This window comes from Enterococcus sp. DIV2419 (genome assembly GCF_051711865.1).
Classification (GTDB): Bacteria; Bacillota; Bacilli; order Lactobacillales; family Enterococcaceae; genus Enterococcus; species Enterococcus faecalis.
The window spans coordinates 1,873,585-1,889,143 of sequence record NZ_JBIONS010000001.1 but is presented as its reverse complement, the minus strand read 5'-3'; the positions used below and the strand labels follow the sequence as shown (position 1 = coordinate 1,889,143).

The following is a 15,559-nucleotide window of genomic DNA, read 5'->3' as shown; positions in this document are numbered from 1 at the left end:
CTGTGATTAAAAGAAAATCAAAAGAAAACAAATGGTTTTACTTTTTCAATACGTTAATTCTTGTGTTGTTTTCTTTATTAATTATCGTGCCAATTTGGAATATTTTAGTTTCCTCAGTTTCGTCAAGTTCGGGTTTAGCTGGTAAAGGCTTGGTTTTATGGCCGAAAGGATTTACGTTAGAAAATTATCGGAAAGTTTTTTCGGATAGTAGCATTCCGCGAGCGTTTTTGATTTCTGTTTTAAAAACAGTCATCGGTGCGTCGACGCATACGCTGTTCTGTGCAATTGTCGCCTATGGACTTAGTAAATCTAGACTAGTCGGGCGTAACATTTATACAACGATGGGTGTCATTACAATGTACTTTGGTGGGGGCATGATTCCCACGTATCTTTTGATTAAGTCATTAGGACTCTTAGATACCTTCTGGGTATATATCATTCCAGCTTTATTTAGCTATTATGATGTAGTCATCTTAATGAACTTTTTCCGAGAAATTCCACCATCTTTAGAAGAATCCGCCAAAATAGACGGCGCCAGTGAGTTTCAAATTTTTTATAAAATCTTTTTACCTTTAACAAAACCGGCATTAGCCACCATTATTTTATTTAATGGGGTTGGTCAATGGAATGACTTTATGACCACGAAATTATATATTACCAAAGAATATCTGTATCCATTGCAGATGAAAATTTATGAAATTATTGTTCAATCCAACTTGAGTACCATGACAGAGAGCGGCAGTACAGATATGGTGGTGCAGGCAACGACACGTGGTGTTCAGCTGGCAACAATTGTCATTACAACGATACCAATTTTAATCATTTATCCATTACTACAAAAACACTTTATCGGCGGTATGATGGCCGGTGCAGTAAAAGAATAAAGAAAGTAGGGAACAATATGAAAAAAGTTTTAGGCGGTTTATTGGTGGCAACGGCGGTCGTTAGTTTAGCGGCCTGTAGCGGTGGGGAAAAGAAAGCTGGCTCAGATGTCTCAATTAAGGATCGGTATGAATTAGATGAAAAGACGCCTGCTTGGAAGTTAGATAAGAAGAAAGAACCGACCAAGATTAAATGGTATATTAACTCAGATTGGACGGCGCTGCCTTTTGGAAAAGACGTGACCACTGCGCAGATTAAAAAAGACTTAAATGTGGATATTGAATTTATTTCCGGCGATGATTCAAAATTAAATGCCATGATTTCAAGTGGAGATATGCCTGATATCGTGACATTAACTGAAAAAACTGGACAAGCAGCATTGAAAGCAGATTCTTGGGCCTATTCTTTAAACGATTTAGCTAAAAAATATGACCCCTATTTAATGAAAGTTGTTAACCAAGATACGTTTAAATGGTATGCCTTAGAGGATGGAAAAACATATGGTTACCCTAATTACTCTAATACAAAAGCGGATTATGAAAGTGGAAATATCCCAGTAAATGATAATTTTGTTATTCGTGAAGATGTCTATAATGCATTAGGCAAGCCAGACGTTTCAACACCAGGAAATTTTGAAAAAGTCATGCAACAGATTAAAGAAAAATATCCTGAGATGACCCCAATGGGCTTCACCACAGTGGGCGATGGTGCAGGACCATTTTTAGACAAATTACAAGACTTCTTAGGTGTTCCTTTAGAGGATAAAAATGGTAAATACTATGATCGAAATTTAGATAAAGAATACTTAGAATGGTTAAAAACATTTAATGATGTTTACCGAGCAGGCAATATTAGTGATGATAGCTTCACAGATGATGGGGCAACGTTTGATGAAAAAGTGAAACAAGGAAATTATGCAACCATGCTCGTTGCTGGAACCAGTGGTCAAGGTGGGAACTTTACAGAATTTATGAAAAAATCTGGCACACGTTATATAGCCATTGATGGACCAAGTAGTACTTCTGGCCGAAAACCAACATTAAATCAAACCGGCATTTCAGGTTGGTTAAGTAATTACATTACGAAAGATGCGAAAGATCCAGCGAAAGTCACTCAACTATTCACATATTTAATTGATGAACCAGGACAAATTTTAACAAAATATGGCGTTGAAGGAGTTACTTATGCGTACAATGATCAAGGGAAAATTGATTATTTACCAGAAGTGAAAAAATTAGAACAAACAGACAATGATGCCTACAACAAAAAATATGGCATTAGTCGTTTCCTATACTTTAACAACGACCGTGTCAATAAACTAAAAGTGCCAATGGAAAGTGCTTTAACGCAAATGCAAGAATGGGGCAAAGGAAAATTAGTCCCACATTTCGTAATTGAAAATATTAATCCAGATGCAGGAACGCCGGAAGCTCGGGCGAATGAAGCGATTGAAACCAAACTAAATACAACCGTTATTTCAATGATTCGTGCGAAAGATGATAAAGCCTTTGACAAATCTTTAGAAGACTACAAAGCATTCTTAAAATCAAATAAATGGGATGCAATTGAAAAAATAAAATCTGAGAAAATGGCGGAAAACAGAGACAAACTTAAGTAAGAGAGGAGGAGAGAAAAGCGGATAAAGCAACGAGAAATCCGCTTTTCTCTTTTAATATGAATAAGCTATTTGCATATGAAGGTTGGTATTATCGGATTTTTTCTTTTATTGCCAACTTGATCATTATTAATTTTCTCTTTTTAATTACCTGTATAACAGGCATCTTTAGCGGTGTCGGCTTAATTGCGTTGTATCGAACGATCTATCGTTTGTATCGTGAAAAAGATATTCCTGTTTTGCGAACGTTTTGGACAGCGTTAAAAAATAATATCATGCGAGGTTTTATTTTAACAGGTGTCTTGTTCGTTGCTTTTTTACTGGGCGGTATTGTCGTAACAAGTTTATTTAAAATAGCTACTAGTTTAGGTTTCTTAGCTATTTTTCTATTAAGTTTTGTTGCATTATTTTTGACGAGTTTTCTTTTTCTCTTTTCCGTTTTTAATTGGTCCGTTAAAAAGACATTAGGTGAGACGGTTTATGTGGTCTTAAGTAATAGTGCCAATGCGATTATTTTGTTTATTTTACCTCTTTTAACGTTTGTTTTTTTCTATAAGCTTAATTTGTTTTTATATATTGCGTTAGGATTCGGGACAACGGCTTTTCTTCAAGTTGCGTTTTTTCAGAAAGTGTTAGGTGTGGAACATGAATGAGTATTTTGAGTTTTGGGAAAAGACTAAGGAAGAACTTCAAAAAATACCGCTAGATATCCATCGGCGGGTCATTGACTATCCATTGGAAAATGTTCAAGTGGAACAGGTCGACTTTTTAAGTTTCCTAGGTGAGCGCATCTTTGGCTATTTGTTACTTCCTAAAATGGCGGGGAAACAGCCAATAGTGATTGATTGTTTAGGCTATATGAATCATATTCAAGAACCTTGGCAATTTGCTCATTGGACACAAATTGGTTGTGCTTGTTTTGTCATTGATAATCGAGGTCAAGGGGGATTAACCAAAGATCGCGTGCCATATCAAACAATTTGGCATGAAGCACCAATGGGACGAGGATTTCTAGACAAAGAAGATTGGTACCAACGCCGCTTGTTTGCCGACCATTTACGTAGCGTAGAAGTGGTGCGTACCTTTACTGAAATTAATCAGGACCAAATCATTCTTCGTGGTGGTTCCCAAGGGGGTGGCGTAGTGTTAATGGTGAACAGTTTAGTCGACTTCCCGATTTTAGCTACTTTTGCAGATGTTCCAAGTCATTCTTGTTTAGAAAATCGAGTAGCAGAAGGAACGGGGTCGTATCAAATTATTCATCAGTACTTACAAGAGCATCCCCAAGCGCATGAAAAAATTGCCGCGGTTCTTCCTTATTTTGATAGTCGTCACTTTGTTTCGCAAATTAAAAATCCAGTCTTTGCTTCTGTTGGGAGTCATGATCCGATATGTCCAATGAAAGATTTTTTCCCTTCTTATCATCAGATAAAGGCAAGAAAAGCAGTCAGAGTGTATTGGAAAAAAGGCCATGGTGGCGGTGAAACAACCCAGATTCGTCGTGAAATGCGTCAAATTCAACAACTATTGCAGGAGGTTAAAAATGAAAGTAGCTACGTATAATGTCCGGGTAGATACAGAGTATGACCAAGATTGGCAATGGTCTTTTCGTAAAGAGGCTGTTTGTCAGTTAATCAATTTTCATGATTGGAGCCTTTGTTGTATTCAAGAAGTACGACCGAATCAAGTCAGGGATTTAAAGGCGTATACAACATTCACCTGTCTTTCTGCGGAAAGAGAAGGGGATGGTCAAGGAGAAGGACTAGCGATTCTCTATAACGAACAAAAAATTCAGGCTATTGATACAGGGTATTTTTGGTTATCTGAAACACCTCAGCAGCCAAGTATCCATCCTGAAGCTGGCTGTCCAAGAATTGCTTTGTGGGGACTATTTAAGGAAACGACTCAAAATACGCCTTTTTTAGTCATCAATGTTCATTTGGATCATATTTCAGCTCATGCTCGTTTAGCAGGAATGACCGTTATCTTAGAGGAGTTACATGACAAAATTGCACAGTATCCAACTTTATTAATGGGCGATTTTAATGCAGAGTCGGGGGAAGCGGTGCATCAACTTGTTCAAAAAAAATTTCAAGATAGCAAAAATTTAGCTACTCATTATGGCCCAAGAGGAACATTTCAAAATTTTACTTACACAAAACCTTGGGCGGAATTAGAAGAAATTGATTATATTTATGTAAAAGGTTGGCAAGTACAGCAAACCGCAAGTTTAACAGATAGTATCGATGGACGTTTTCCCTCCGACCATTTTCCTTTAGAAGCAGAAGTATGTATTGAAGAAAGGTGAGAGTATGAAAGAAAATCAACTGATTCAATTAGTCGAAGAAATGACGATTGATGAGAAAATTAATCAATTATTACAATTAGCAGCAGCGTTTTATTCAGATAAAGCAGAAGAAAAGACCGGCCCTATGTCAGAGCTAGGACTAAGTCAAGAAACGATTGATACGGCGGGGACAACACTGGGTGTTTCCGGTGCAAACGAAGCAAAACGTGTTCAAAAAGAATATATGCAAAATCATCGATTAAATATTCCAACACTTTTAATGGCGGATATTATTCATGGTTTCAGAACTATCTTTCCGATTCCTTTGGCTTTAGGAAGCACTTGGGATGAAGCAGCGGTTGAAAAAATGGCGAAAATTTCAGCAAAAGAAGCTGCTGTTTCAGGATTACATGTAACCTTTTCACCAATGGTTGATTTAGTGCGCGATCCACGTTGGGGACGTGTCATGGAGTCAACAGGTGAAGATCCATTGCTCAACAGCCGCTTAGCTGCTGCAATGGTTAGAGGTTACCAAGGAGAAAATTTAAAAGAAGACAATTGGCGAGTAGCCGCGTGCGTGAAGCACTTTGCGGCATATGGTGGTGCCTTAGCTGGTCGGGATTATAATACGGTAGATATGTCTGAACGGCAGCTAAGAGAAATGTATTTACCTGGCTATAAAGCTGGATTAGATGCGGGTGCAAAACTTGTCATGACGTCCTTCAATACAGTGGATGGGATTCCTGCTACAGGCAACCAATGGCTGTTTAGAGACGTATTACGAAATGAATTTGGCTTTGAAGGAGTTGTGATTTCAGACTGGGGAGCGATTAAAGAATTAATTCCTCATGGCGTTGCCAAAGATGAAAAACAGGCAGCAGAATTGGCTATCAAAGCTGGTGTAGATATTGAAATGATGACCACGTGTTATCCAGATTATTTAAAAGAATTACTTGAAGAAGGCCGGATTGCTGAAACACTTATTGATGAAGCAGTTATGCGAATTTTAAAACTAAAAAATGAGCTAGGCTTATTTGAAAATCCCTATCGTGGTGCGGATGAACAAGCGGAAGCAGAAGTGATTTTAAGCAAAGAACATCGAGAAATAGCTAAAAAGATTGCTCAAAAATCAATGGTTCTTTTAAAAAATGAAAATATTTTGCCTTTTACGCCGCAAGAAAAAATCGCGCTTGTCGGCCCAGGGGCCCAATCACAAGATATTTTAGGGGCTTGGTCATGGCAAGGAAAGAAAGAAGAAGCCATTTCACTCGTGGCTGGGGCCCAAAAATTAACCACAAATCTTCTAGTTGCCCAAGAACCCTTTGATTACTTTGAACCGACCGTGGCGGCCATTGAAGAGGCTTTAACATTAGCTAGTCAAGCAGATAAAGTAGTAGTGGCACTAGGCGAAACAGATTGGATGAGTGGGGAAGCTGCCAGCCGCAGTGATATTCGTCTACCCGAAAAACAATTAGCAGTAGTGGCACAAATTATTGAGAAAAATCCCAATGTTGTTGTCACGGTCTACAGTGGCCGGCCCTTAGATTTACAAGGGATAGATGTTGCAAAAGGAATTGTGCAAGCTTGGCAACCTGGAACAGAAGGGGGCAATGCGCTAGCAGAAATTTTGTGGGGACAGTACAATCCAAGTGGTCGTTTAAGTATGTCGTTTCCAGAAACGGTTGGTCAAGTGCCAATTTTTTACAATGTCGACAATACTGGGCGCCCTTATGAGTCAGCACCAGAAGAAAAATATGTTTCTAAATATTTAGATGTCTCTAATTACGCTAAATATCCCTTTGGATTTGGCTTAAGTTATAGTCATTTCTCTTATCAACCAATTCAACTAAGTGCATTAACATTTACCAAAGAAGAACCAGTCACTGTCTCTGTTTTAGTAAAAAATGACAGTCCAATCGCCGGAGAGGAAACCGTGCAATTTTATGTACGTGATTTGGTGGGACAAGTGGTTCGCCCAATTAAAGAGTTAAAAGATTTCCAAAAAGTTTGGCTGGAACCAAAGGAAGAAAAAGAAGTTCAGTTTCTTCTTTCAGAGGATATGGTGCGCTATGTTCATTCAGACAATCAGGTAACCAGTGATGCAGGTGAATTTATCGTAATGATTGGTGGAAATAGTCGCGATGTACAAACCGCAACAGTCACGTTAAATGAATAAGATGGGAAGGATAAGTTATGCAGATAAAGAAGCTTAAGCAAGCAGACACAGTTGCTACATTTCTAGAGACAGGTGATTTAAAAGAATTGAATAGCTGTGGCATGATGATTAATCAATTAGAAGGCAATCCTTTAGACGGCAGTATGAATCAACTCTATTTGCGGATAATTACAGGGGATACAATTAATTATCGACCAATGATTGGTTCCAATAGTCAAAGTGATTTTTATCTTTCAGATAATCAATTGACATGGCGGGGTGAATTTGAAGCGGTTCGTTACCAAGTTGACTTTCGTTTGGGGCCAAGCAATCAATGGTTCTGGCGGGTTAATGTCACTGGAACTGGCTTAGTAGATATTGTTTATGGTCAAGATATTGGCTTAGCGACAAAAGGAGCTGTTCAGTCAAATGAAGCGTATGTGTCGCAGTATCTTGATCATCACATTTGGCAAGAGGGCGAAGAGCTTGTTGTTTTATCAAGACAAAATCAACCGCAAAATGAGAAGTTTCCAGCCCTTATTCAAGGGAGTTTTCAAAAATTAGTAGGCTACTCAACGGACGGCTATCAATTTTTCGGACGTTCATTTAAACAAACGAACACACCAGAAGCATTGAGGAAAAGATATTTAGCAAATGAAGTCTATCAATATGAATTTGCTTACACCGCTTTACAAACGGAAGCCGTCCAATTAACGAATGAAAGTAAGGAATTTGTTTTTTATGGTGCGGTAACAGAAACACATCCGCAAGCATTAGCTGAACCTTTTTTATCGAAAGAAGACTTACAAGCTATTTATGAAACTGTGACATTCGATTCATTAGAAGAAACACAGGACTATCCTCCGAAACTTTTAGGAGAACCTATCACAGGAAATCCATTAACAGAAGAAGAGTTGGCCGCACTTTATCCCTTTCAGACACAAATTGAAAAAGTAGCAGGTCAGACGTATTCCTTTTTCACGGAAAATTACCATCACGTTGTTCTTCAAGAAAAAGAAATTGCCATGGAAAGAGCGCATGGCCACATTTTATTAAGTGGTAAAGACTTAACGGTTGACGAACCTTTGCTTAGTACGACAGTGTATATGTATGGCATTTTCAATTCACAAGTAGTTTTAGGAAATACGACCATGAACAAATTAATGAGTAATAGCCGAAACGCTTTAAACGTTATGAAACGCTCTGGTCAACGAATCTACATTTTAGAGAATGGCTTATGGCGCTTACTAACAATGCCTTCTGCTTTTGAAATGGGGTTGAACTCTGCTACGTGGTATTATAAGTTGCCAAAGGATACAATTCGTGTACGCACCTTCACTTCGCCTGATTCAAGAGTGATTCAATTGGAAGTGACCAGTCAAAAGGATGCGTATATGTGGGCTGTTTCTAACCATTTGTTATTAGGACCTGAAGAAGTACCAACCTATCAATTAGAACAAACTGGCAAAACACTTCGAGTGACGGGAAATCATTCTGCTACAGAAAATTATTACCCAGAACTAACCTATGCATTGACAGTTGATAAATCATTTCAAGTAACCGATAGCACATTATTTGGTGGAGCTGAAGCGGACTTATTAGTCTTGGCAATCGAAAAGACCCAAAAATTTTCACTACTTATTACGGGCAGTATAGAGGACCAAGCATTAGTCAATACACCATTAGATTTTGAAAAAGCAGAAAGTCAATATTTAGCATTCATTAATGGCTTGTTACATCATTTTGAGTTAACACACACAGACTCAAGTGTGCAGCAAATGAATCAATTAACTCGTTGGTATACTCATAATATGCTCGTTCATTATTTGTCGCCACATGGCTTAGAACAGTATGGTGGAGCAGCTTGGGGCACACGAGATGTGTCGCAAGGACCGACAGAATTTTTCTTTGCGACGCAACAGCCTAAGATCGTGGCCTCCATTATTCAGCATCTATTTGAAAATCAATTTGAGGACGATGGCAACTGGCCGCAATGGTTTATGTTTGACCGATACGAAGAACAAAAAGCCAGTGAAAGCCATGGCGATATTATCGTCTGGCCATTGAAAGTAGTGACTGATTATTTGGAACAAACCGCAGATTATTCAATCTTAGCTACGGAAATCCCTTATACAAGTCGCAAAGATAATCACAAAACAAAAGAAACAGCATCTTTATTTGAACATTTGAAAAAAGAAATAAATTATATTGAACAACATTTTTTACCAGAAACTTTTCTATCCTGTTACGGTGACGGCGATTGGGATGACACGTTACAACCTTATGATAATCGTCTTAAAGAGCAAATGGCTAGTAGTTGGACCGTTGCCTTAACGTATCAAGTGTTGAAAAAATTTGCGGCTTTAATTACGGAAATCGATGCTACTTATAGTCAGCACTTAGCAATTTTAGTCGCAGGAATAAAGAACGATTTTCAAAAATATATGTTGGCGGATGAAACGATTCCAGGGTTTATTTATATGGAAACGCCAGAAACTTTTGAACAAATGATTCACCCAAATGACAAAAAAACAGGGATTCAATATCGATTATTGCCAATGACTCGTAGTATGTTAGCTGAATTATTAACACCGGAACAAGTAAGTCATCATTTAGAAATTATTGAAAAAGAATTAACGTTTCCTGATGGCGTGCGCTTAATGAACAAACCAGCGAACTATCGAGGCGGTGTGAGCACTAATTTTAAACGAGCAGAACAGGCGGCTAATTTTGGTCGCGAAATTGGTTTACAGTATGTTCATGCGCACATTCGCTATACAGAAGCGATGGCGAAAATTGGTCAGCGAGACAAAACCTGGCAAGCATTAATGCAAATCAATCCAGTTCAATTAAAAGAAGTGGTTCACAATGCAGAGTTACGTCAAGCCAATGCCTATTTTAGTAGTTCCGATGGCGATTTTAAAACAAGGTATGAATCACAAGAAAATTTTGGTAAACTAAAAGATGGAAGTATTGGGGTAAAAGGTGGTTGGCGAATTTATTCAAGCGGGCCGGGAATTTATTTAAATCAATTAATTACAGCTGTTTTAGGGATTCGGCAAAAGGCCCAAAGTGTGGTTTTCGACCCCATGTTACCAGAAAAATTGTCTGGTTTAACACTAACTTACCAATTGTTTGATAAACCTGTCACATATAAATTTTATCCAAATCAGTCAGCGAAAATAGTTATCGATGGTCAAGAAGTTCCGTTTAAGTTTGAAGAAAACCCTTATCGAGAAGGGGGAATGGAAGTTCAAAAAGACGAGGTGCTTTCATTATTAAATGAAGCAAGTGTTATTGAAATTTACCATTAGAAAGGAGAAGTAGTCCATGGTAGGAATTAAAGATATTGCAAAAAAAGCAGGCGTATCAATCTCGACCGTTTCTTACGCATTGAATGGTAGTTCAAAGGTAACTGAAGAAACACGAACGCGCATCCAAGCAATTGCTGAAGAGCTAAACTATGTTCCTAACATGGCTGCTCGCACATTAAAACGTCGTCAAACCAATATTATTGGTGTCTATTTGGCCGATTATGGCGGTAGTTTTTATGGTGAATTGTTGGAGGGAATTAAGAAAGGCTTAGCACTGTTTGATTATGAGATGATTGTCTGCAGCGGTAAAAAGTCACATCTTTTCATTCCTGAAAAAATGGTGGATGGGGCAATTATTTTAGATTGGACATTTCCAACAAAAGAAATTGAAAAGTTTGCTGAACGAGGCCATTCGATCGTTGTCCTTGATCGAACCACTGAGCATAGGAATATCCGGCAAGTTCTCTTGGATAATCGCGGCGGTGCCACGCAGGCAATTGAGCAATTTGTCAATGTGGGTTCAAAAAAAGTTCTTCTGCTTTCTGGACCAGAAAAAGGTTATGATAGCCAAGAACGATTGGCTGTTAGTACACGAGAATTAACTCGTTTTGGGATACCTTATGAAATTATCCAAGGCGATTTTACCGAACCTTCTGGCTATGCGGCTGCTAAAAAAATTTTGAGTCAACCACAGACAGAACCAGTCGATGTTTTTGCTTTTAATGATGAAATGGCGATCGGTGTCTATAAATATGTTGCAGAAACAAATTACCAAATGGGGAAAGACATTCGGATTATTGGTTTTGATAATTCTGAACTAGGTGCGTTTGTGCAACCGCGATTAGCAACAATTGCCTATTCTAAACATCGATGGGGCATGGTGGCTGCAGAGAAAATTATTCATTTAATGCGGGGAGAAGCTGCTGAGAGCGAACACATTTACACACGTTTTATAGAAGGAGAATCTTTTCCGTCTGAATAATAAATAAAAAGTTTGGTCCAATGCAAGCTAAGCTAGCGGACCAAACTTTTTTCTGTAATGGTAATTTCTTCTGATGCAATGGGTTCATCCAGACTGAGAAGGCGATCTCTAAATTTAAAATGGACCGGCTTGTTCTCATTAATAAATTCATACGGGTAAGCGCCTTGGATTGTTTCACCAGGATTGATTTCATCTGCTAAACGATCTAATTTGTCTTGGAAAGGTGAATCTGTTAAGACTGCATATTGTAAATTTTGGGCTTTTCCGTGGACAGTTTGACTAACTTCCATAAAACTTTGAATCATTAGCTGAATATTTTGTGTTTTTTCGGTTGTATTGGTTAATTCAAACAGGACATAAAACATTGGTTTGCCTTGATAATCTTTTCCTTTATGCAAGGCAGTTAAGGCTAAACGACCATCTGGAACCAACAATGTTCGATTTTCATACGTCCCAATACTTGTCGCCAACACTTCATCAGGTGCGGGCGCACTTTGACTTGCTGGGCTGCCACTTACAGTTGAACAAGCACTTAATAAGGTACTTAGAACGAGTAAGCTCATTAAAATGTAGGGTTTCCTCATATAAAGTCCTCACTTTGGTTGATTGACTATGTAAAAAACAAATTGCTTGTATCTATATAAAAAAGAGTGCTACAAGCAATATTTTAATCGTAGTTCTAGTAAATAGCAATACTTTTATCAAAATTCATGTTTGGAAATATAATTTGAAAAATATTTTTAACTAACAGAAAAACATTTCTAACAAAAAGTATTAGCTCAAAGTAAAGAGATCATTTTGTTAGAAATGAGAAATGGCAACATAAAAGTTTTCTATTTTTCTGCAATTAAAACAGTTTCGAAGGTGAATTCACTAGGAATATGATTCGCAATTGAGTATTCAAAAATATGCCCATTGCCTAGGTAAGCAATTTGTTCTGCACGCATCAGAAAATCATTATCGGTTAAGTTTAAATATTTTTTTTCCAAAGCAGAAGGACGGATCCCAGAAATGCTGACCCGCGCACTTTGAATTTTTTGATGCAATTGTTCCGAAATATATTGATAAATGGAGACTTTCAATTCTTTCATTGTCAAGTTCGGAATTAAAGCAACGGGCATCCAAGTGTATTCAATAATTGAGGGCACATCTTCGATAATCCGTAAACGAATAATTTTGTAGACTAACTCTTCTTCTGTAATACTTAATTTTTCAGTCACCCAAGGCTCAGGTACTTCTGTTGCAAAGCCTAAAACCACGGATTCAACTTTTCCATCGTAGGTTGAGTAAGTGCCGGTTAACGGAGAAAATTTAGTAATGGTTCGATTTTGAAAGTCTTGAACAAAGCTGCCCGAGCCACGTCGTCTGACAACATAACCTTCTTGCACAAGCAAATGTAAGGCTTTTGTAATGGTTAGTTCGCTGACCTGATATTTTTCTGCAAGAAGACGACCTTGGGGTAACTTTTGATTAATTGGATAAACACCTGCTTCAATATCCTGTTTTATAGCTGCATAAATTTCTTTATAACGTGTATTTGTCCGCATCAGAGTCCTCCTTTATCACCAGTATTTCTCTCATTATACCATGAATTTAACATGTTAAAACTATATATTTATTTTTAACGTAACCACTTAATAATCAAGTACTTAAATAAAAGTAGTTGACTTATCCTTTTTAAAACTATATAGTTTTAAAAGTAAACAGAAGAACTTATTGATCTGATTGGTACTTTTTGTGAAAACCTTTTACAATAAAAGGGCAGCACAGAAAAGAGGGAGGAATGACAATGGAACATCACCAACTAAAAGCATTTCCGCAAGATTTTTTATGGGGCTCTGCTTCGGCAGCTTATCAAGTAGAAGGTGCTTGGAATGAAGACGGCAAAGGCGCATCTGTTTGGGATGAATTTGTTCGGCTACCAGGAAAAACGTTCAAAGAGACAACTGGTGATTTAGCCGTCGATCATTATCATCGTTTCAAAGAAGATGTGGCTTTAATGAAACAACAAGGTTTAAAAGCATATCGTTTCTCGATTGCATGGACACGAATTTTACCTGAAGGGCGTGGTCAAGTAAATCAAGCGGGACTGAAATTTTATTCAGATTTAATTGATGAGTTATTAGCGGCAGGAATTGAACCAATGGTAACTTTATATCATTGGGATTTGCCAGCTGTTTTGCAAAAAGAATATGGTGGCTGGGAATCAAGAAAAATTATTGCTGATTTTGTGGCCTATGCGAAAATTTTATTTGACGCTTTCCGTGGCAAAGTTCGCTATTGGATTAGTTTAAATGAACAAAATGTGTTTACTTCGTTAGGTTATCAATTAGCCGTGCATCCTCCCGGCGTAACAGACAATAAACGGATGTATGAGGCCAATCATATTGCTAATTTAGCCAATGCAGCAGTGATTAATGCGTTTCATGAATTAGAAATGCCTGGCAAAATTGGCCCTAGCTTTGCTTATACGCCTGTTTATGCCGTTGATGCGCATCCTGCCAATGTTTTAGCGGCAGAAAATGCAGAAGATTTGTTGTCGCATTTTTGGTTAGATGTCTATCTTTGGGGAGAATACCCAATTGCCGCATTAAATTACTTACAGGAGCAAGGTGTGGCCCCAACGATAAAAGAGGGCGATTTAGCGTTACTACGTTCAGCCAAACCTGATTTTCTAGGTATTAATTATTATCGGACGGATACGGTTGCTGCTAATCCATTAGATGGCGTCGGAATAGGGAAGATGAATACAACGGGTGAAAAGGGTTCTGAAACGGAATCTGGGGTACCGGGTTTATTTAAAAAAGTAAATAATCCATATGTTGAACGGACGAACTGGGATTGGGCCATTGACCCGCAAGGTTTGAGAATTGCCTTACGACGATTAGCTAGTCGCTATCAAGTGCCTATTTTAATTACTGAAAATGGGTTAGGCGAATATGATACCTTAACAGAAGATAAACAAATTCATGATACGTATCGCATTGATTATTTGCGAAGCCATATCCAAGCGATTCAAGAGGCGATTACGGATGGCGTTTCAGTTATTGGTTATTGTACATGGAGTTACACCGATTTACTGTCGTGGCTTAACGGCTATCAAAAGCGTTATGGTTTTGTCTATGTGGATCAAGATGAAACACAAAAAGGTTCCTTAGAAAGAATCCCGAAAGACAGTTATTATTGGTATCAAAAAGTCATTGAAACAAATGGACTAATCTAATTATAAGAAAAGAGTGTGGAAAATATGACAGTAAAAATGGGGTTTATTGGATTTGGTAAAAGTGCCAATCGTTACCATTTACCTTACGTAATGATTCGAAAAACACTAGAAGTGAAAACAATTTTCGATTTACATGTTAATGAAAAAGCAGCAGCGCCCTTTAAAGAAAAAGGCGTAAATTTTACCACTGACCTTAATGAATTATTGACGGATCCAGAAATTGAATTGATCACAATCTGTACGCCTGCGCATACACATTATGATTTAGCCAAACAAGCCATTTTAGCTGGTAAATCAGTGATTGTGGAAAAACCATTTTGTGATACGTTAGAACATGCAGAGGAATTATTTGCTTTAGGGCAAGAAAAAGGGGTAGTAGTGATGCCTTATCAAAATCGACGTTTCGACGGCGATTACCTAGCGATGAAGCAAGTAGTAGAGCAAGGCTTTTTAGGAGAAATCAATGAAGTGGAAATGCATATTGATTATTATCGACCAGGAAGTATCACGGAACAAGGACCTAAAGAAAATGGTTCGTTTTACGGACTAGGCATTCATTTAATGGATCGCATGATTGCTCTTTTCGGGCGTCCAGATCAAGTCACTTATGATATTCGTAATAATGAAGTGAGCGAGGCAGTCGATAATTATTTTGACGTTGATTTACATTATGGTTCAAAATTAAAAGTAAAAGTTAAAACGAATCATTCTGTCGCTAGTCCGTATCCACGTTTTATTGTTCATGGCAGCAATGGCTCGTTCATCAAATATGGCGAAGATCAACAAGAAAATGATTTAAAAGCCGGAATCATGCCGGATGCACCAGGCTTTGGAGAAGATTCACCAATGTATTATGGAGAAGTGACCTACCGTAATGGCAATGGCGACTGGATTAAAAAACAAATTAAAACGCCTGTAGGTGATTACGGTCGTTATTATGATGCCGTTTATGAAACGTTGAAAAATGGTGCACCGCAACTAGTAACTGAAGAGCAAGCATTAACTAACATCGAAATTTTAGAAGCAGGTTTTCTTAACCCAAGTCCAAGTGTTTATCATTTGAAAGAAAACTAAAGCGTATTTAAATGACTTGAAAAGCGC

The 15,559-nt window shown here is 37.9% G+C and carries 12 protein-coding genes; 10 read left to right on the top strand and 2 right to left on the bottom strand.

The window, feature by feature from the left end:
• The first annotated feature begins 2 nt into the window (after positions 1-2).
• From IGI97_RS08845 to IGI97_RS08810, 8 genes are read left to right on the top strand one after another with little or no spacing between them, the layout of a single operon-like run.
• Positions 3-884, top strand: coding sequence for a carbohydrate ABC transporter permease (locus IGI97_RS08845; protein WP_002357901.1), 882 nt, complete (start codon positions 3-5; stop codon positions 882-884).
• Positions 885-901: 17 nt separating this feature from the next.
• Positions 902-2,500 (top strand): sugar ABC transporter substrate-binding protein, encoded by a 1,599-nt coding sequence (locus IGI97_RS08840; RefSeq protein ID WP_438738447.1) that lies wholly within the window; start codon positions 902-904, stop codon positions 2,498-2,500.
• 56 nt (positions 2,501-2,556) lie between these two features.
• Positions 2,557-3,150: a DUF624 domain-containing protein gene (locus IGI97_RS08835; RefSeq protein ID WP_002357898.1), complete on the top strand. Its 594-nt coding sequence runs from the start codon at positions 2,557-2,559 to the stop codon at positions 3,148-3,150.
• A complete protein-coding gene (locus IGI97_RS08830) occupies positions 3,143-4,060 on the top strand; it encodes an acetylxylan esterase (RefSeq protein ID WP_438738445.1) in 918 nt (305 codons plus the stop codon). The genes IGI97_RS08835 and IGI97_RS08830 overlap by 8 nt, the downstream gene beginning before the upstream one ends.
• The gene (locus IGI97_RS08825) at positions 4,041-4,805 is read left to right on the top strand and encodes an endonuclease/exonuclease/phosphatase family protein (RefSeq protein ID WP_142956619.1); all 765 of its coding nucleotides are present in this window, start codon (positions 4,041-4,043) and stop codon (positions 4,803-4,805) included. Before IGI97_RS08830 ends, IGI97_RS08825 begins: the two co-directional genes overlap by 20 nt.
• 4 nt (positions 4,806-4,809) lie before the next feature.
• Positions 4,810-6,960, top strand: a complete 2,151-nt coding sequence (locus IGI97_RS08820; protein ID WP_438738443.1) for a glycoside hydrolase family 3 N-terminal domain-containing protein — start codon at positions 4,810-4,812, stop codon at positions 6,958-6,960.
• Positions 6,961-6,977: 17 nt separating this feature from the next.
• Positions 6,978-10,253, top strand: coding sequence for a GH36-type glycosyl hydrolase domain-containing protein (locus tag IGI97_RS08815; protein WP_438738441.1), 3,276 nt, complete (start codon positions 6,978-6,980; stop codon positions 10,251-10,253).
• A 16-nt stretch (positions 10,254-10,269) separates the two neighbouring features.
• Positions 10,270-11,235 carry a LacI family DNA-binding transcriptional regulator gene (locus tag IGI97_RS08810; RefSeq protein WP_002363772.1) on the top strand — a complete coding sequence of 322 codons (966 nt, stop codon included), beginning with the start codon at positions 10,270-10,272 and terminating at the stop codon, positions 11,233-11,235.
• 32 nt (positions 11,236-11,267) lie between these two features.
• Here the strand turns inward: IGI97_RS08810 and IGI97_RS08805 are convergent, their stop codons facing one another.
• Both IGI97_RS08805 and IGI97_RS08800 read right to left on the bottom strand, forming a co-directional pair.
• A complete protein-coding gene (locus IGI97_RS08805; protein WP_002384665.1) occupies positions 11,268-11,798 on the bottom strand; it encodes a DUF5067 domain-containing protein in 531 nt (176 codons plus the stop codon).
• A gap of 270 nt (positions 11,799-12,068) precedes the next feature.
• A complete protein-coding gene (locus tag IGI97_RS08800; RefSeq protein WP_002366529.1) occupies positions 12,069-12,782 on the bottom strand; it encodes a GntR family transcriptional regulator in 714 nt (237 codons plus the stop codon).
• 242 nt (positions 12,783-13,024) lie between these two features.
• On the opposite strand from IGI97_RS08800, the gene IGI97_RS08795 reads away from it, so the two are divergent.
• Together IGI97_RS08795 and IGI97_RS08790 are read left to right on the top strand one after the other, a co-directional pair.
• Positions 13,025-14,458 carry a glycoside hydrolase family 1 protein gene (locus IGI97_RS08795; RefSeq protein ID WP_002375063.1) on the top strand — a complete coding sequence of 478 codons (1,434 nt, stop codon included), beginning with the start codon at positions 13,025-13,027 and terminating at the stop codon, positions 14,456-14,458.
• Between the two features lie 24 nt (positions 14,459-14,482).
• Positions 14,483-15,532, top strand: a complete 1,050-nt coding sequence (locus IGI97_RS08790) for an oxidoreductase (protein WP_438738438.1) — start codon at positions 14,483-14,485, stop codon at positions 15,530-15,532.
• The last annotated feature ends 27 nt before the right edge of the window (positions 15,533-15,559 follow it).